Origin of the sequence: Candidatus Vesicomyosocius sp. SY067_SCS001, from assembly GCF_014706615.1 — a bacterium.
Taxonomy (GTDB): domain Bacteria; phylum Pseudomonadota; class Gammaproteobacteria; order PS1; family Pseudothioglobaceae; genus Ruthia.
The window spans coordinates 835810-855323 of the sequence record NZ_CP054877.1 but is presented as its reverse complement, the minus strand read 5'-3'; the positions used below and the strand labels follow the sequence as shown (position 1 = coordinate 855323).

15 protein-coding genes and 1 pseudogene are annotated in these 19514 nt (G+C 32.1%); 9 read left to right on the top strand and 7 right to left on the bottom strand.

Annotation, left to right across the window (positions count from 1 at the left end; translation table 11 throughout):
- Positions 1 to 222 precede the first annotated feature (222 nt).
- The 3 genes from galU to glmS are packed head-to-tail and all read right to left on the bottom strand — an operon-like array spanning position 223 to position 4148.
- On the bottom strand, positions 223 to 1056 hold the full coding sequence (gene galU / locus HUW60_RS04105; protein WP_190600269.1) for a UTP--glucose-1-phosphate uridylyltransferase GalU: 834 nt from the start codon (positions 1054 to 1056) through the stop codon (positions 223 to 225).
- Positions 1053 to 2291 carry a glucose-6-phosphate isomerase gene (locus tag HUW60_RS04100; RefSeq protein WP_190600268.1) on the bottom strand — a complete coding sequence of 413 codons (1239 nt, stop codon included), beginning with the start codon at positions 2289 to 2291 and terminating at the stop codon, positions 1053 to 1055. Before HUW60_RS04100 ends, galU begins: the two co-directional genes overlap by 4 nt.
- Before the next feature lie 9 nt (positions 2292 to 2300).
- A complete protein-coding gene (gene glmS, locus HUW60_RS04095) occupies positions 2301 to 4148 on the bottom strand; it encodes a glutamine--fructose-6-phosphate transaminase (isomerizing) (RefSeq protein WP_190600267.1) in 1848 nt (615 codons plus the stop codon).
- A gap of 77 nt (positions 4149 to 4225) precedes the next feature.
- Between glmS and HUW60_RS04090 the strand changes: the two genes are divergently transcribed.
- From HUW60_RS04090 to alaS, 3 genes and pseudogenes are all read left to right on the top strand, one after another.
- Positions 4226 to 5056: a PHP domain-containing protein gene (locus HUW60_RS04090; protein WP_190600266.1), complete on the top strand. Its 831-nt coding sequence runs from the start codon at positions 4226 to 4228 to the stop codon at positions 5054 to 5056.
- Positions 5050 to 5666 (top strand): annotated as a pseudogene (locus HUW60_RS04085) (L-threonylcarbamoyladenylate synthase). The gene HUW60_RS04090 and the pseudogene HUW60_RS04085 overlap by 7 nt, the downstream one beginning before the upstream one ends.
- A 48-nt stretch (positions 5667 to 5714) precedes the next feature.
- Positions 5715 to 8312, top strand: coding sequence for an alanine--tRNA ligase (alaS, locus tag HUW60_RS04080; RefSeq protein ID WP_190600265.1), 2598 nt, complete (start codon positions 5715 to 5717; stop codon positions 8310 to 8312).
- A gap of 27 nt (positions 8313 to 8339) precedes the next feature.
- Here alaS and HUW60_RS04075 read toward each other — a convergent pair whose 3' ends face one another.
- Positions 8340 to 8630, bottom strand: a complete 291-nt coding sequence (locus HUW60_RS04075; RefSeq protein WP_190600264.1) for a TusE/DsrC/DsvC family sulfur relay protein — start codon at positions 8628 to 8630, stop codon at positions 8340 to 8342.
- A gap of 341 nt (positions 8631 to 8971) precedes the next feature.
- On the opposite strand from HUW60_RS04075, the gene HUW60_RS04070 reads away from it, so the two are divergent.
- Positions 8972 to 10018 (top strand): tRNA (5-methylaminomethyl-2-thiouridylate)-methyltransferase, encoded by a 1047-nt coding sequence (locus tag HUW60_RS04070; RefSeq protein ID WP_190600263.1) that lies wholly within the window; start codon positions 8972 to 8974, stop codon positions 10016 to 10018.
- A gap of 473 nt (positions 10019 to 10491) precedes the next feature.
- Here HUW60_RS04070 and thiS read toward each other — a convergent pair whose 3' ends face one another.
- Both thiS and HUW60_RS04060 read right to left on the bottom strand, forming a co-directional pair.
- On the bottom strand, positions 10492 to 10692 hold the full coding sequence (gene thiS / locus HUW60_RS04065; protein WP_190600262.1) for a sulfur carrier protein ThiS: 201 nt from the start codon (positions 10690 to 10692) through the stop codon (positions 10492 to 10494).
- Positions 10689 to 10958, bottom strand: coding sequence for a heavy-metal-associated domain-containing protein (locus tag HUW60_RS04060; RefSeq protein WP_190600261.1), 270 nt, complete (start codon positions 10956 to 10958; stop codon positions 10689 to 10691). Before HUW60_RS04060 ends, thiS begins: the two co-directional genes overlap by 4 nt.
- Positions 10959 to 11067: 109 nt before the next feature.
- Between HUW60_RS04060 and carA the strand changes: the two genes are divergently transcribed.
- Genes carA through greA form a run of 4 tightly spaced genes read left to right on the top strand, consistent with a single transcriptional unit; the run spans position 11068 to position 16583 of the window.
- Entirely contained in the window at positions 11068 to 12189 is a 1122-nt protein-coding gene (carA, locus tag HUW60_RS04055) for a glutamine-hydrolyzing carbamoyl-phosphate synthase small subunit (RefSeq protein ID WP_190600260.1), read from the top strand.
- Positions 12186 to 12872 carry an MlaA family lipoprotein gene (locus HUW60_RS04050; protein ID WP_190600259.1) on the top strand — a complete coding sequence of 229 codons (687 nt, stop codon included), beginning with the start codon at positions 12186 to 12188 and terminating at the stop codon, positions 12870 to 12872. Before carA ends, HUW60_RS04050 begins: the two co-directional genes overlap by 4 nt.
- Before the next feature lie 22 nt (positions 12873 to 12894).
- Positions 12895 to 16101, top strand: coding sequence for a carbamoyl-phosphate synthase large subunit (gene carB / locus HUW60_RS04045; RefSeq protein ID WP_190600258.1), 3207 nt, complete (start codon positions 12895 to 12897; stop codon positions 16099 to 16101).
- A 2-nt stretch (positions 16102 to 16103) separates the two neighbouring features.
- Positions 16104 to 16583 (top strand): transcription elongation factor GreA, encoded by a 480-nt coding sequence (greA, locus tag HUW60_RS04040; RefSeq protein ID WP_190600257.1) that lies wholly within the window; start codon positions 16104 to 16106, stop codon positions 16581 to 16583.
- A gap of 876 nt (positions 16584 to 17459) precedes the next feature.
- On the opposite strand, the gene rplS is transcribed toward greA, so the two are convergent.
- Entirely contained in the window at positions 17460 to 17813 is a 354-nt protein-coding gene (gene rplS / locus HUW60_RS04035; protein ID WP_190600256.1) for a 50S ribosomal protein L19, read from the bottom strand.
- A gap of 173 nt (positions 17814 to 17986) precedes the next feature.
- Between rplS and HUW60_RS04030 the strand changes: the two genes are divergently transcribed.
- Positions 17987 to 19420, top strand: coding sequence for a glutamate synthase subunit beta (locus HUW60_RS04030; RefSeq protein ID WP_190600255.1), 1434 nt, complete (start codon positions 17987 to 17989; stop codon positions 19418 to 19420).
- Positions 19421 to 19514: the final 94 nt, after the last annotated feature.

Here is a 19514-nt window from a genome sequence, read left to right as displayed (position 1 = left end):
AAGTTTAATAAGATATTTTTCCTTAAAATAAGTTAAAGCGATTATTAGATAATAATAGAGCTTGTTATCACTAACTATGATTAAAATAAATTGGGCTTATTTATTTATATAACCTTTGTCAGGCTTTAAGTTATAGTGGAATATTAATAATTTATTGTTGAGTGGATTAAGGTGAAATATATAGAATATAAGCATTGTCTATTCTAAGAATACGTCAAATTTTTACATGATTCCTTGTTGTTTAGCAAAATAGTTTGTTGCTTTAACGTAGCCCTGAATGCCGCCACAGTCAAAACGTTTTCCTTTAAATTTATAGGCAATAACGTGACCTTGTTTTGATTGGGTAAGTAGTGCATCGGTAATTTGAATTTCACCATCCTTGTCTGGTTTAGTTTCTTTAAGGATATTAAAAATATCTGGTGTTAAGATATAACGACCTATAATAGCCATGTTAGTTGGTGCATTCTTTGGTGTTGGTTTTTCAATCATATTAGTAATTCGATACGTATCATTAGTATTATTAATCAAGTCACCAACAATTACACCATATTTATGAATTTGATTCATAGGTACTTCTTCGATAGCTACTATCGAACATTGATATTTGTTGTATATTTTAATCATTTGATATAGTAGGCTATTGCCTTTTTCTGATATGCATAAGTCATCGACTAGATGAACAGCAAAAGGCTCATTACCAATTAGTGGTTTACCAGTAAGAATTGCATATCCTAATCCTAACATTTGCTTTTGTCTGACATAAGTGAATGTAGCATAGTTGCAAATGGTATTGATTTCTTTTAGAAGTTCCTCTTTCTGCGTTCCATTAATTTGCAACTCTAATTCCAAAGCTTGATCGAAATGGTCTTCGATAGCTCGCTTATTTTTATTAGTTACTATGGCCATATTGGTTATATTCGCGCTAAGTGCCTCTTCTACAGCGTATTGTAATAACGGTTTAGTTAAAATAGGCAGCATTTCTTTGGGCACTGCTTTTGTGGCTGGTAAAAATCTAGTACCTAATCCTGCTGCAGGGAAAAGACATTTTTTAATCATAATTGTTGTTGTAATTTTTTAATGAGAATATTTTTTCCAAATTCTACACCTGGTTGATTATAAGTATTAATATTGAGCAAGTTTCCAACAAGTGATGTAAGTAACTCATAGTAATAAATAAGTTGACCGATACTAAATTCATCTTGTTTTTGCAAGGTAATTTCATCAAGAGGGATTCTTGTGTGTTTTTTTAAAGATTCTATAATAGCGTCAGCTTGCATATTAATTAAAGTCGAAAATTTAACTTGATTAATTAGGTTAAATGTTTCTAATTTTTCCAAGGTAATATTAGGTATTTTTTGGTTATTTTCAAAGGTTTTAAGTTTAATAAATGTGACACTTTTATCTCGTATTCCTTCGTATAATAATTGTAAAAATGAGTGTTGGTCTTTAGGTCCAGTTAGTCCAATAGGCGTTAATCCAACATGAAAGACTGAATTTTTTTGTTTTTTACCTAAACTTTCTCCCCATAATTGTGCATACCAATCATTAAAATATTTAAGAGAATCAGTATAAGAGAACAGAGCATTAATATTGTAGTTTGAAGCATTGTTAGCATAAAAGGTTGCCTTTTTTAGCAATAAATTTTGCATATAGCCTTGATTAAAAAAACTATCTTTAATTTTTGCAGCACCTTTTAGCAGGCAATCAATTTTTGTACCTGTTAATGCTAATGGGATGATACCTGCACTACTTAATAGTGAAAATCTACCGCCAATATTTTGTTGGATATTAATAACTAAACCGTTAACTTTTCGAGCATGTTTTGCTAGTAGTGAGCTCTTACCTGTGATAAATGTAAATGGAAAGTGTGAAAGTTGAATGGTTTTTGTTATTGCAAGAATATGTTTATAGATCGCAATTGTTTCAATAGTCGATCCTGATTTAGAGATAACAATAAAATGTGTTGAACCGATGTTTAGACTATTACAAATATTGGCAATAGTAATAGGGTCTGTACTGTCCATAAAATGTAAATTCCGCTTTAATTGTCTAATGGGTCTGATAAAATGGTAAACTGCTTTAGCGCCTAAACTTGATCCACCAATACCAATAACAACAACATCACTAATACTATTTAAATTTTGTCTCTCGTTTAATTGTTTTAAGTAATGATTAATATAAGTGGTATCTTGATTAGGTAAGTTGTAATAACCAATCTTTTTTTTCTCATTAACAATTCGATTTAAAAGAGATGGATCAAAATCAGCATCAAAGCCTAGTATGTTAATCATAATATTTCCTTATTCTACAGTTACTGATTTAGCTAAGTTGCGAGGTTTGTCAACATTAGTACCTTTGATTAATGCAACGTGATAACTTAGTAATTGCAAGGGAATGGTAAAAATAATGGGTGCTGTAATTCTACCAAGATTATGTGTGATTGACATGACAGTCATATTTTGCATTGGAGTTACATTGGACATTTCATCTTCAAAAACAATCATTTGTGAACCACGAGATTTAACCTCTTGTAGGTTTGATTTTAGTTTGTCTAATAACTGATCATTAGGTGCAATTGCAATAACTGGTGTGTCTTGATCAATGAGAGCGATAGGCCCATGTTTAAGCTCACCTGCTGGAAAAGCTTCTGAATGAATATAGCTAATTTCTTTAAGTTTGAGAGCGCCTTCCATAGCAATAGCATGCATTGTTCCTCTTCCTAAAAAAATGGCATTAAATTTATTTTTAAAAGATTGTGCAAGTTCAATAATTTGACCTTCTTGTTCAAGTGTTTTTTTTATCAAACCTGGTAAACGATTTAAACCATCCACAATAGCAGTTTCCTGTTTTTTATCCACTTGTTTATGGCATTTTCCAATGGCGACTGATAATAATGCTAAAGATACCAATTGTGTAGTGAAAGCTTTGGTAGATGCTACACTAATCTCAGGCCCAGCATGGGTTAATAAGGTAAGTTCAGATTCTCGTGTTAAGAAAGATTCTGCGCAATTGCAAATGGTTAATGTGTGAATATTATTGTTATGCTGTTTAACAGATTTTAGTGCCTCTAATGTATCAGTAGTTTCTCCACTTTGAGAAATTGTAACTAATAAGGTGTTGTTAAGTACAATTGGATTACGATAGCGATACTCACTAGCCACTTCAATATTGGTTGGAATTTTTGCAATGTCTTCGAGCCAGTATTTGGCTACTAATCCTGCGTTATAACTAGTACCACAAGCAATAATTTGAATGTGTTTTATATTTGTGAAAATAGTTTCAGCATGATGACCAAAGGCAGAAAGTAACACAGTATCTTTGGTAATTCGTGATTCTAGTGTGTCACGAATTGCTTGAGGTTGTTCAAAAATCTCTTTTTGCATGTAATGTTTATAATCACCTAGGTCAATTTGTTTACTGTTAAGATTTGAAATTTTGATAGCTCTATTAACTTGTTCATCGTCTTGGTTATAAATAGTAATTGAATTAAGCGTAATATCGGCGATATCTCCTTCTTCTAAAAAAATAAATTTTTTAGTAATACCTAGTAAAGCTACTTGATCTGAAGTAATGAAATTACCTTCATCGCTAATACCTATGATGAGTGGAGAACCACTCCTAGCAACAACTATATGTCCTGGATATGATGGTGATATTACCCCTAAACCATAAGCTCCTTCAAAAGTTTTAATAGACTTTTGAGTGGCTTGAAGTAAATTTTTTGATGTTTTCAAGGCTTGATGGATACCGTGAACAATTACCTCAGTATCAGTATCTGAAGTAAAAGCATACCCTTGTGCTTTTTGTTCTTTCTTGAGTTTAAGAAAGTTTTCGATAATGCCATTATGTACCACACTAACAGTATTAAAACAAATATGGGGGTGCGCATTTTGCGTTGATGGTTCGCCATGAGTTGCCCAACGAGTATGTGCAATACCAACATTACCTTGTATTTTTGAATTTTGTTTTTGAATGTTAGTTTCAAGGTTAATCACTTTTCCTACTGCGCGTACACGACTCAATTTGTTACTATTTGACAAGACTACAATACCTGCTGAATCATATCCACGATACTCTAAGCGCTTTAATCCATTAAGTAAAATTGGGGTGATATTGTATTTACAGATGCCTCCAACGATTCCGCACATAGTGTTTGTATTAAGTAATTATATTGAGATTATAGCTAATTACGCTTGTAAAACAGATAGATTATAATAAACAACTTATGGTTATCGACTTGCACAATCATTCGTATTATTCAGATGGGATTTTATCACCTACTGAAGTAGTTCGTTTAGCTAATAAACAAAACTGTGACATGTTTGCATTAACAGACCATGATACGATTGATGGACTTGATGAGGCTAGTTTTGAGGCGAATAAATTAAATTTAAAATTTGTGTTTGGTACTGAAATATCAGCTATATGGAATAACATGACGATACATATTCTTGGGTTGAATATTAATCCAAATAATAAAATATTACAGATTGGGCTTAAAAAGCATCAACAGCTTCGAGAGGTTCGTAGTGAAAAAATAGCACGTAGTTTGGAAGGAGTTGGCATTATTGATGCTATGAAAAAAACAAAAGATCTTACTAAAACAGGGATAATTACTCGTACACATTTTGCTCAAATGCTAATTCAAGAGGGTATTTGTAAAAATATGAGATCAGTATTTAGGAATTTTTTAACGGGTAATAATCCAGGTGGTGTAAGCGTTAAGTGGGCACAATTTGATGAGGTAATTGGATGGATACGTAGCGCAGGTGGCGTAGCCGTGTTAGCACATCCTTTACGTTATAGAATAACACATACTCAAATTAAACGCATGGCGAGTGATTTAGCTATTAATGGTTGTACTGGGATTGAGGTGGTAACGGCCATGAGTAGTCTCGATGAAATTATACTTGTTAGTCACTGGTCAAGTGAGTTAGGTTTATTAGAGTCAAGTGGTTCTGATTATCACGGCTGGCCAAACCAAAGAGTACAAATTGGTTGTTTACAAGATTTACCTAATTATGAGCAAGCAATATGGAAAAATTGGACATGGTAAAATTATTAGAAATTCACCCAAAAAACCCTCAAACACGTTTACTTGAACAAAAGTTGCTGCTGAGTTACATTGTGGTGTTGTTATTGTTTATCCTACAGATTCTGGTTATGCACTGGGAACAACATTGGGTAACAAAAATGGATTAGAACGTATTCGTTGTATTTGTAATCTTTCAAAACAGCACTACTTTACCTTAATGATGCGTGATTTAGCACATATTGGTGAATATACTAAGCTAAATAATATTTCTTTTAGATTACTTAAGAGAATCCTTCCAGGTGCGTACACATTTATTTTACAAGGCACACGTTATGTGCCTAACCGATTGTTACATGCTAAGAAAAAAACCATTGGTCTTAGAGTATCTAATCATGGCGTGGTTCAAGCTTTATTAGATGTATTAAACGAGCCAATAATAAACGCATCATTAATCATTAAAAATTGTGAATTCTTTGATATTGATGATATGTATGATGTATTAGAAAAGCGTGTAGATGTGATTATTGATGGTGGCTATTGTCCGCTAGAACCTACCACTGTGATTGATTTATCTTTGTCTAGTATTAATATTATTCGCCAAGGCGCAGGAGACATTTCCCTTATTGTATAGGCACTTACGGCGTATAATATGTAGTTTTTATTAAGCATTTTTAGCAAAATGAAAACTGCACAAATTAGACAAAAATTTTTAGATTATTTTGAATCAAAAGGTCATATAATTGAGTCTAGTGCATCGCTTATTCCTCATAATGACAAAACTTTATTATTCGTTAATGCAGGTATGGTGCCGTTTAAAGATGTGTTTAGTGGCATAGAGAAGCGTCCATATACTCGCGCTGTATCGGTTCAGCGTTGCGCGCGCGCTGGTGGTAAGCATAATGATCTTGAAAATGTTGGTTACACAGCACGACACCATACTTTTTTCGAAATGCTGGGTAATTTTAGTTTTGGTGATTATTTTAAACGTGAAGCTATTCATTATGCCTGGGAATTTTTGACAAAAGAGTTAAATTTGCCTAAGAAAAATCTTTGGGTGAGTGTATTTGATCAGGATAATGAAGCAGAAGATATTTGGGTTAATGAAATTGGCTTTCCCAAGAATCGTATCTCTCGTTGTGGCGCTAAAGATAATTTTTGGCAAATGGGTGATACAGGACCGTGTGGTCCATCAAGTGAGATTTTTTATGATCATGGTGAGCATATTGCTGGTGGTCCACCAGGACATGCTAATGAAGATGGCGATAGGTATATTGAAATTTGGAATTTAGTATTTACACAATTTGATAAACAAGAAGATGGTTATTTAAAACCATTAGCCGTACCTTGTGTAGATACAGGTATGGGTCTGGAGCGTTTAGTGGCTGTATTGCAGCATAAAAATAATAATTATGATACAGATGGTTTTCAAAATCTTGTCAAGGCTGTTGTGAATTTAACCCCTAAATTCAATAATATTAAAGATAATAATGCTTCAGTTCGTGTGATTACTGATCATATTCGTTCTTCTGCTTTTATGATTGTTGATGGTGTAATTCCTTCAAATGAGGGTAGAGGTTATGTACTTCGTCGTATTATTCGTCGTGGTATTCGTCATGGACATAAGATGGGTATTGGTAAAGTATTTTTCTATAGTTTGGCTTCTATATTAGCGTTAGAATTTAAGGATGTTTATCCAGAATTAGAACAAGCATTATCCAAGGTTGAAAAAGTGTTAAAGCGTGAAGAACAGCGTTTTTCGAAAACTTTAGACCAGGGAATGAGTATTTTAGAAGAAGTAATTACTAATTTTAAAGGTAGTGAAATTAATGGAAAAATAGTCTTTAAACTTTATGATACTTATGGTTTTCCAGTGGATTTAACATCAGATATTGCTCGTGAGCGTAACTTAACTATTGATATGTCAGGTTTTGAGGTTGAAATGACCAAACAAAGAGATCGTGCTAGACAAGCCAGCGATTTTAAAATATCGGGAAAAGGTGTTGATATTGCTGAGAGAACTGAATTTTTAGGATATAAACAATTAAAAAATGTTTCTTTAATTCAGGCAATTATTAATAATAATGAATTGGTTGAAAAAATTGAAGTAGGTGACCATGGAATTGTTGTTTTAGCTCAGTCAAGTTTTTATGCTAAATCAGGTGGTCAGATTGGAGATAAAGGCGTACTATCTAATATGCAGGTTGAATTTAGAGTGGACCATACTAATAAGCAAAAATCAGGTGCAGTTGAGCATCATGGAGTTTTAAATAAGGGCGTGTTAAAAGTGAGTGATGCGGTACAAGCTAATGTTGATAAAAAATCTCGTAAATGTATTGCTAGAAACCATTCAGCAACACATTTATTACACGCTGCACTTCATATTGTTTTGGGTAATATGGTAATGCAAAAAGGTTCTTTGGTTAGTAGTGAAAAACTGCGTTTCGATTTCTCATATGATAAGGTAATTGTTAAATCAGACTTGGAAAGAATTGAAAGCATAGTTAATCGTAAGATCTTAGGAAATACAAAAGTATATACTGATATTACCAGTATTGAAGGTGCAAAAAAGAAAGGTGCGATGGTACTATTTGGAAAAAAATATGGCGATACTGTGCGCGTTTTAACTATGGGTAAGAATGAATTTTCAGTGGAGTTGTGTGGTGGTACCCATGTAAACCAACTTGGTGATATTGGACTTTTTAGGATTATATCAGAAAGCAGTGTATCTGCTGGCGTAAGGCGTATTGAAGCATTAACAGGATATGATGCGTATCAATTTGACAATCAAATTCAAAATAGTTTGAATAAAATTGCACAAATTACTAGGTCAAGTAATACACAAGTGGTAGGAAAAGTGATGCAATTGATTAAACAGCAAAAAGAATTAGAAAAGCAAATTGCTACTTTTCAAAAAAAAATAGCTAATAATCATGGAGATGATTTGATTGTACAGGCACAAGAAGTTAAAGGTATTAAATTACTTTCTACTGTTGTAGAAGGAGTAACTAGTAAAGATTTGCGTAATATTGTTGATAAACTCAAAGATAAACTAAGTTCAGCCGTTATTGTATTAGCAGTAGTAATTAATGATAAAGTATCTTTAGTCACAGGTGTTACAAAAGACTTAACTAAGCAGTATCAAGCTAGAAAAATTCTTAATCATGTAGCAAAACAAATCGGTGGAAAAGGCGACGGTCGTTCAGATATGGCACAAGGTGGAGGTACTAAGCCTGAGTGTTTAATCAAGGCACTTGCCTCAGTTAAGTCATTAATTTGATTTATTTAAGTTAAAGATTTTTTTGGATTAAACACAACCTGTTGGTTGTGGCATACCACCGTATTTAGTGATAGGTTTCATCGGACCAGTTAACCATTCTTTAAATAGGATTTTTTTATCAATGCCGACGACTTTGGCAAAGGTTCTAATAGGCGGCACTGATGAATTTTCCTCAAAATACTTTCTAGCTGTAAGAATTTGATTAACCATACTTCCAGTTAATTCTATTTCGTCTTCTTTGGCCATTTTATGCATAATATCTTCTGTCCAAATAGTTGGATCAACTAAGTAGCCATTACCTGTTCTTTTTAGTTCCATTTTGGTTGCCTTGTATTGTCCATTACAAATATACCCATTATACCTAATACCTTAATTTTTTACTTGGTTTTTTAAAAATATTTATCAAGGTTATAAATGAGGATATATGATGAGTCATTGTCAATATTCTGTATGGTATAATTTATTTGCCATTTACTACATAATTTTAATTATTATGTAGTAGGATAAGTTAAATTAGGTGCAAGAATTTTGTACTATTTAGTATTGTTTAAGACTAAGTCAGAGATAATTTAGATACGTGTAATTATTATGGCTTTAATATTTAACGTTAAATAGAAAAAGGCGACTAACACTATTTTTAGTATACTATTAAGATAAGTATGACAAATAAACAAATTAAAGCTGTATCATTAATTTCAGGTGGATTAGACTCGTTGTTAAGTACTAAGATAATATTAGACCAAGGTATTCATGTAGAAGGCATTAATTTTTTTACTGGTTTTTGTATGGAAGGGCATACGCATGCCATTCGTAAACAAAAGAAAAACAGTGTAAAACGTAATAATGCATTATGGGTAGCAGAGAAGTTAGGTATTAAATTACATATTATTGATGTTATTGAAGAATATCGTGATGTGCTATTAAACCCTAAATATGGTTATGGTAAAAATATGAATCCATGTCTAGATTGTAAGGGATTTATGGTTAAAAAAGCTAAAGAATGGATGGTTGAATATGAATTTGACTTTATTATTACAGGTGAAGTCGTGGGTCAACGTCCTATGTCACAGCGTAAAGAAACCATGCCTATTGTTCAATTAGAATCTGGTGCTAATGATTTATTATTACGTCCATTGTGTGCAAAACATTTGCCAGTTACTAAAGCGGAGATTGAGAATTGGGTAGACAGAAAAAAATTATTGGATTTTTCAGGGCGTACGCGTAAACCACAAATGTCTTTGGCAAAAGAATATGGGTTTGATGGTTATGCTACACCGGCGGGTGGTTGTTGTTTTTTAACTGACAAACAATATTCAGATAAACTAGTGGATATGTGGAAATCTCATGGTAATCGTGATTATCAACTTGATGATTTAATGATGCTTAAAGTTGGCAGACATATTCGCCCAAACCCACGTTTTAAAATGATTATTGCTCGTGAAGAAGGAGAAGTTAAATTTTTAGAAGGCTATCGTAATCAATATGCTAATTTGTATCCTACTAGTTGCAATGGACCATTAGCATTGATTGATGGAAACCCTAATCAAGCAGATTTGCAAATCGCTGCTAAAATTTTAGCACGCTATTCTCAAGGTAGAGGTCACGATAGCGTAGATGTAGAAATTAAACTAGATGTTGACATTATGCAAACACTTAGCATTAAGCCGTTCTCAGCTGATGAAATTCAAAAAGACTGGATGGTATAAAATATTAGTTGAGGAGTAGTCTATAATATTTGCTTCTTTAATTATTAGATATTTAGTTATTTTGGTTCCCATGTACAAGTTAAAGACAAGAAAAAATAGCAATAATATGATTATCTATGATGTATTTATTTCTACGCCTATGGTTTTTTTAGATAAGAACAAAAGTTATCAGTTATTACAACAATCAACTAATTACAATTATTAAAGATAAGCGCCAGTTTTAAAAAAGTGTTTTATGCAGTTGAAATTATTAACTTATTAAAATGAGTTTAAGTATATATGGATATACATTGATTATATATCATATAATTGGTATGATATAAAAACATTTTATGTTAATAAATCATCGGAAAATATCGATTAGTGTATTGGTTGAATTAGGTTAGAAAATGAAGTATAGAAAATATATTAGTATAATTGAGTATATATAGTTAGTTTGATAATGAATTATAGATGGTTTTATACATTAAGTTTTAACCACCACCAACTGCTTTAATAATCTCGATTATATCTCCTTCATTTAGGGCAAATGTAGCATGTTTAGATTTGGGGATAATGGTTTCATTGATTTCTAATGCAATACGTTGATTTTCATAACCTAGTTGAATAATCAAATCATATGCTTTTAAGTCGTCAGCCATTTTTAATAGTTTGCCATTTATGGTGAATGTCATATATTTATTCTGCCGATGGTACAAGAAATAAAAGACTTAGCTTTAGCTTTGGTAGAATTAAAGCCATGTATTGAATTTATTTCAGGATAGCCAAGATTTAGCAAAACTTGAGCGACCTCAGATTTTTTAGTATCATCTACGTCAATTTTTACAATACCTTGTTCAATATTAATATTCACTTCTTTAGTGTTAAAGGTTGCTATTAATTTTTTAGTGATGATATTTATACATCCACTACATTTAATGTTGTTAACAATTACTTCCATTATATTTTTTATATATTTTTATAAGTTATATTATATCACTTTGATTTATGTATATGAATGTTAGAGTGGTATGGTAAAATTTTTGAAGTTTTTCATTCTGGAGTATTGAGTGTTACAAGTTGCTTTATTAGCATTAGAAGATGGGAAAATTTTTTATGGAAAGTCTATTGGTGTTAATGGTATAACTTTAGGTGAAGTAGTGTTTAATACTTCAATGACAGGCTATCAAGAAATTTTAACGGATCCATCATATGTACAACAGATAATCGTACTGACCTATCCACATATTGGTAATACAGGTATTAATTTAGTTGATGAAGAGTCTGATAGAATTCATGTATCTGGTTTGATTATTCGAGACTTATCTTTAATAGCGAGTAATTGGCGCGCAGATATATCTTTAGGCGCTTATTTAAAGCGTAATAATATTGTTGCTATTAGCGATATTGATACACGTGCGTTAACGCGTCATTTGCGTAAACAAGGATCACTCAAAGGTTGTATTATTACAGGTAATGATATTGACCAAGAAATAGCTATTTCTAAGGCTAAATTATTTGTTGGTATGAAAAATATAGATTTAGCAAAAGTAGTTTCAACTACTCAATCGTATGAATTTGATCAAGGTTCTTATTCGTTAGGAAATGCTAAATTTAATGAGTTAAATACCAAATTTAAAGTGGTAGTTTATGATTTTGGAGTAAAGAAAACTATTTTAAAAATGTTGGTAGATAAGGGGTGTGCATTGACTGTTGTTAATGCACAAACATCAGCGACTAAAGTATTAGAAAGAAACCCTGATGGAGTGTTTTTATCTAATGGACCAGGTGATCCTAAGCCATGTGATTATGCTATTAAGAATATTCAGATTTTATTGGGAAAAGATGTACCATTATTTGGTATTTGTTTAGGCTATCAATTATTATCCTTAGCAGTTGGCGCAACAACGCAAAAGATGAAGTTTGGTCATCATGGTGCTAATCACCCTGTTCAAAATTTACATACTAAACAAGTGATAATAACTTCTCAAAATCATGGGTTTGTAGTATCAGATGAAAATATACCCAATGATTTAGAAGTAACACATCGTTCGTTGTTTGACAATTCTATTCAAGGTGTTCATGTTGCTAATAAAAAAGCATTTGGTTTCCAAGGACACCCTGAAGCCTCGCCAGGACCACATGACATGAGTAGTTTTTTTGATACATTTATTAGGGAAATGAATGAATGAAAAATTTATTCATGAGTTTTTTGTTGTTAATATTTAGTTCAATTATCATGGCTGAAAATATTGATCCATTTGAAGGATTCAATAGGGTAATTTTTGAGTTTAATCAAACCTTAGATGAAAATATTTTTGAGCCTATGGCTAGGGTTTATAAAGAATTTATACCTAAAACGACACAAAATAGAGTTAGTGATTTTTTTTCTAATTTAGATGATATGTCTACGTTAGGTAATGAGCTTTTGCAGTTTAAGTTGTTTGACAGTGTAAACACATTTAGTAGAATTTTAGTGAACAGCACTATAGGATTAGTTGGTTTATTTGATGTTGCCAGTGATATTTGGATAGAAAAGACCGATGAAGATTTTGGTCAAACAATGGCAGTATGGGGCATACCAAGTGGCCCTTATATAGTTTTGCCAATTCTAGGCCCATCAAGTATACGTGATTCAGTAGGTACTTATATTAATGTTACCGAAAATGTAAATATAAATAAATGGTTAAATACCGCTGAAGGAACAACTTTACTACTTACTAGAGCCATTGATACTAGAGTCAAATTATTACCAATAATAGATTTACTGAAAAATTCAGATGATATTTATATTGCAACACGTTCTTCTTTTTTACAAAAAAGACAATTTGACATCTTTGATGGTAATCCTCCTATTGAATATGACGATTTTTGACTTAATTTAAAGTAAAATAATAATGCCAAAAAGACAAGATTTTAGTAGTATTTTAATTATAGGTGCTGGCCCTATTGTTATTGGTCAGGCTTGCGAGTTTGATTATTCTGGTGCGCAAGCTTGTAGTGCATTGCGTGAAGAAGGGTATCGTGTTATTTTAGTTAATTCTAATCCAGCTACTATTATGACTGACCCAAAAATGGCAGATAGTACCTATATTGAACCGATTGAGTGGCGTATAGTTGAAAAGATTATTGAAGTAGAAAAACCAGATGCTTTGTTGCCAACTATGGGTGGACAAACCGCTCTTAATTGTGCACTAGATTTAGAGCGTCATGGTGTGCTTGATAAGCATGGTGTAGAGATGATTGGTGCTAAAAAAGAGGCAATTAACAAGGCTGAGGATCGTGATTTATTCCGTGAATCAATGTTAAAAATTGGTCTTGATATGCCTAAAGCAGCGGTTGCTCATAATATGGAAGAAGCATTTATCATACAAGAAATAGTAGGGTTTCCAACAGTTATTCGTCCTTCATTTACGATGGGTGGTTCAGGTGGTGGTATTGCTTATAACAAAGATGAATTTGTTAAAATTTGTGAATGTGGCTTGGATTTATCACCAATAAACGAATTATTAGTTGAAGAATCTATTCTTGGATGGAAAGAGTTTGAGTTAGAAGTAGTGCGTGACAGAAAAGATAATTGTATTATTATTTGTTCAATTGAAAATTTTGATCCTATAGGTATCCATACAGGTGATTCGATTACTGTAGCACCTGCACAAACTCTAACTGATAAGGAATACCAAGTAATGCGTAATGCTTCATTAGCAGTACTTCGTGAAATTGGTGTTGATACAGGTGGTTCAAATGTACAATTTGCGCTTAATCCAGAAAATGGTCGTTTAACTATTATTGAGATGAATCCACGTGTTTCTCGTTCATCGGCATTGGCATCAAAAGCAACAGGCTTTCCTATTGCTAAAGTGGCTGCAAAGTTAGCTGTAGGCTATACCTTAGATGAGCTTAATAATGATATTACAAATGGTAAAACACCTGCTTCTTTTGAGCCAAGTATTGATTATGTGGTAACTAAGATACCAAGATTTGCTTTTGAAAAATTTCCTGGAGCAAATGATCGTTTAACCACGCAAATGAAGTCTGTGGGTGAAGTAATGGCAATAGGTTCAACATTTCAAGAGTCTTTGCAAAAAGCATTAAGAGGATTAGAAACTGACAAGGTTGGATTAGACCCTATTGTTGATTTGAATGCTGATGATGCACGTAACAAGATACGTTCTGAATGTATTTCAGCTAGAAGTGAGCGTATTTTCTATTTGGCTGATGCTTTTAGATTTGGTATGAGTTTGAAAGAAGTGTCTGATTTATCTAAAGTTGACTCTTGGTTTTTAGCACAAATACAAGATATTGTTGCAACTGAATTACAAATTAACAATATAAATGTAACTGATGTTGATGCTGATAAGATGTTCTCTTTAAAACGTAAAGGTTTTTCTGATGCACGTTTAGCACAATTATTTTGTTGTAACGAATCATCAGTGCGTGAACGTCGTCATGCGCTAAACGTTAAATCTGTGTTTAAGAGAGTAGATAGTTGTGCGGCAGAATTTGACACTCAGACTGCTTATTTATACTCAACTTATCAGTTTGAGTGTGAAGCTAACCCGACTGATAAGAAAAAGATTATGATCTTAGGTGGCGGACCTAACCGTATTGGACAAGGTATTGAGTTCGACTATTGTTGTGTGCATGCATCATTAGCATTACGTGAAGATGGATTTGAGACGATTATGGTTAATTGTAATCCTGAAACAGTTTCAACCGATTATGATATTTCAGATCGTTTATATTTTGAACCATTAACTTTAGAGGATGTTTTAGCTATTGTCAATATTGAAAATCCATATGGTATTATTGTACATTATGGCGGTCAGACACCACTTAAATTGGCTAAAGCATTAGAAAAAAGTGGTGCAAATATTATTGGTACAACTCCAGATGCTATTGATTTGGCTGAAGATAGAGAACGTTTTTCTAAAATGTTACAAGATTTGAAACTTAAGCAACCATTAAATGGTACGGCACGTTCATTAGAACAAGCACAAGATATTGCCAATGCAATTGGTTTTCCATTAGTGGTTAGACCATCTTATGTGCTTGGTGGTCGAGCAATGAAGATTATTTATGATAAAGATAGTCTTGAGCACTACATGTATACAGCAGTGAAAGTTTCAAATGATTCCCCTATTTTATTAGATTCATTTTTAGATCATGCTATTGAAGTTGATATTGATGCGATTTGTGATGGTGAAAATGTGGTGATTGGTGGTATTATGCAACATATTGAACAAGCTGGTATTCATTCAGGTGACTCTGCTTGTTCATTACCCCCTTATTCATTAACCAATGAGGTGTTAGATGAAATGCGTGCTCAAGTTATTGTCATGGCTAAAAAATTAAACGTGGTTGGTTTGATGAATACCCAATTAGCTTATCAAAATGGTGAAATTTATATTATTGAGGTTAATCCACGTGCCTCACGTACTGTGCCTTTTGTTTCTAAAGCGATTGGCGTACCACTTGCTAATATTGCTGCACGTGTGATGTCAGGTGTGTCACTTAAAGCTCAGAATTTTACCAAAGAGATTATCCCTAAACATTTTAGCGTTAAAGAGGCTGTATTTCCATTTAATAAGTTTTTAGGTGTAGATCCAATTTTAGGCCCAGAAATGCGTTCAACAGGTGAAGTAATGGGTATTGGCAAAGATTTTGCTTCAGCTTTTGACAAGGCTCAATTAGCAGCAGGTAGTCGTGTACCAGAAAATGGTAAGGTGTTTGTAAGTTTACGTAAACTTGACCGTAATGAGTTGATTAATTTGGGTAAAAAATTATTAACACAAGGTTTTAGCTTGGTCTCAACACGTAGTAATAGAGACATGCTAAATGAAGCTGGACTTAAGTGCGAAGTAATTAACAAAGTATCAGAAGGATCACCTCATATTATTGACATGATTAAAAATGATGGTGTTGATTTAATTATTAACTCAACTGAAGATACTCAAGGTGTGGAAGATGCTGCAGAAATTCGTTGCCAAGCATTGACACATAAAATACCGTTTACTACCACAGTAGAAGCTGCATTTGCTATGTTAGATGGTTTAAAGGTTATTGATAAATTTACTATAACTAAACTTCAATCACTATATTAATAATGAATAGTATACCAGTTACTGCTTTTGGTGCAAAAGCACTAGAAGCAGCACTGCTTAAACTTAAAGATGTTAGTCGTCCTCGTATTATCGAAGATATTAGGGTATCACGTGCTCATGGAGATCTTAAAGAAAATGCAGAATATCATGCTGCTAAAGAAGAACAAAGCTTTGTTGAGGGTCGAATTAAAGAAATTGAATTAAAGCTTTCTCGTATGCAGATTATTGATGTAACTAAACTTAGTCAAGATGGTCGTTGTGTTTTTGGTACTACTATTACTCTAATGAATTTTACAGATAATAGTGAAATTACGTATCAAATTGTGGGTGAGGATGAAGCTGATATTTCCCTAGGTAAGATTTCATGTCATTCACCAATTGCCAGTGCGTTAATGGGTAATAAAGAAGGTGACAAGGTAATAGTAAAAGCACCGAAGGGTGATATTATTTATAAAATATTAAGTGTTGAATATTATATTTAAACGTCTGAATAGAAATTAAGTTCTATATTCACAGTAGGTTATATTTATTTCCACATCCTAAATATAACAATACCTTTCAAAAGTATTTATAATAATTTTTGGAATGTGGGTTAAAAACTTGATACTCACCTATTTATTTCTAATTCTATTCCTTGTAACTAGATTAAATAAGATTAATGCTAATCGTAATACCAAATGTTATGTAGATTCATCCGAATAAGTCTTAGTTTGTAATTCTATCTTGGTTAAAATATGATTTAGTGATATTATTATGATAACGTTAATAAATTTAGTTTTGAATATTTGGATCAGTAAGTAACTCATTAAAGTTTTTAATTACTGTTATATACATAACAAATATTTATCATCATTTGGTAATGATATGAGATTATATTTGGATAACTTTTGAATAATTTTCGTATCACCTTTAGATGTTATTGGTGTTTATTTATAAAATTAGTATCAATAAGTTTTTGATTACTAAAAATGTATTTATGCTGTTTTAATTGTTATACGTATTATGTATAAGACATCATCATCTTATTATAGTCTCTTTAGATTACTGATTGGTAACTAATAATCTTTATCGTATTTTATTTTGAATATAATCCCAACAGTTCAAATTATTCTCTTAATATTGCTAAAATTTTTTAGTATTAAATGACTTCATACATATGTTTAATTAGTACTTTATAAGTCTTATTATCAAACATAAATACGGGAAAACCTCATCCATTTCCCTATGATAACTCGGATAGATTAAGAGTTATTTAGGGAAAATTTCAGTTTTTTGATAAGAAGTGCGAACTTGTAAATATAGTTATTAAAACAGAAATAATTAAAATTATTGATTATTTTTTATAAAAATAAATTTGCTTATTTTCTAATTTGGAGCTTTTCTTTTATCCTAGCTTTTTTACCAGTAAGACCACGAAGATAGTAAAGTTTGGCTTGGTGAACTTTTCCACGACGCTTTACTTCAATTGAGTCAATCATTTTTGAGTGGGTTTGAAAAACTCTTTCAACACCCTCACCATGAGAAATTTTCCTAACTGTAAATGCTGAGCCAATACCCCGGTTTTTTTTAGCAATAACCACGCCTTCAAATGCTTGCAACCTTTCACGTTCACCCTCACGTACTTTTACTTGTACAATAATAGTATCACCTGATACGAATAAAGGTAGGTCTGATCTTAATTGTTCTTTTTCAATTTGGTCAATTAAATTCATTTTATAGTATTCCTTTAAAAAACTTTTATAAAAAGGAAATAATTATACCGTTATTTTTTTAGTGAACAAGATAAGAATATGATATATAAAATTTTATTATTCTTTTGAATGATGTAATTTTTTAATAAATATGGCATAATGTTTGACATTAAATTATAAGTGTTTATTTATTTATGGGAAAGATAACTGGTTTTAAAGAATTTAATCGAAAAACTGATGATTATCGTTCTGTTGATTTACGTATTAAAGATTATGGTGAAATTTTTACAGGTTATAGTGATGTAGTTCATTTTCAAGAACAAGCTGCAAGATGTATGGATTGTGGTGTGCCTTTTTGCCAGTCAGAGAACGGTTGTCCAGTTGATAATCTCATTCCAGAATTTAATGATTTAATTTATCATAATAAATGGCAAGAAGCGTTAACACGTTTATTGAAAACTAATAATTTTCCAGAATTTACAGGTCGTGTTTGTCCTGCACCTTGTGAAGGTTCTTGCGTATTAGGCATTAATAATTCTGCAGTCACGATTAAGAATATTGAGCAAGCTATTATTGATAGAGGTTTTGATGAAGATCGTATTAAACCATATATAGTTGAGTACAGAACAGGTAAGAAAATTGCTATTATTGGTTCTGGTCCTGCAGGTTTGGCAGCAGCAGATGAATTAAATAAAATAGGTCATAGTGTTACTATATTTGAGCGTGATGATCGTATTGGTGGTTTGTTAATGTATGGCATTCCGAATATGAAACTTAGTAAAGATGTGGTTAATCGCCGTGTTAAATTAATGCAAAATTCAGGAATTGAATTTATAATAAATGTCAATGTTGGTAAGGATATTACCACAATACAATTGCAACAGGATTTTGATGCACTTATACTTACTACAGGTGTGAGTAAAGCACGTGATTTGTTAGTGAATAATCGCCAAGCACAGGGAGTGCACTTGGCAATGGAATATCTAACTAAAAATACCAAAAGCTTATTGGACAACGGATATGCAGAAGAGTCAGATTTATCTGCTAAAGATAAGGATGTGATTGTGATTGGTGGTGGAGATACAGGTACTGATTGTATTAGTACAGCGTTACGTCAAGGTGCAAGATCTATTGTTAACTTTGAATTAATGAGTAAACCCCCAACTAAACGTATGTCAAACAATCCTTGGCCGCTATGGCCACTTATTTATCGTGTAGATTATGGACACACTGAAGTAACAGAAATATTTGGTAAAGATCCAAGACAATACTGTTTAATGACTAAATCATTTATTAAAGATGATCAGGACTTTGTAATTGGTTTAAATACGGTTAATGTGGATTTTCAAAACGGAGAATTTATGGAAATTAATGGTAGTGAGAGAACTTGGAGTACGCAATTAGTTTTATTATCAATGGGATTTGTTTCTCCTGAACATTATTTAAGTGATGATGCTAATATTAAGCTTGATGAACATGGTAATTATAAAGCTAAATATGGTCAATATAAAACATCACAAAAAGGTATTTTTACTGCTGGAGATTGTCGTCGTGGACAGTCGTTAGTTGTATGGGCTATTAATGAAGGTCGTGGTGTTGCTGTTAAAGTTAATGAATATTTATCATGAGATACTTTTTTAATTATTATTCCTTAGTATAATTTTCAATGTCATTAACTAATTCTATTAGTTTTTATTTATAGCTAGTAATCTGTAAAGATTA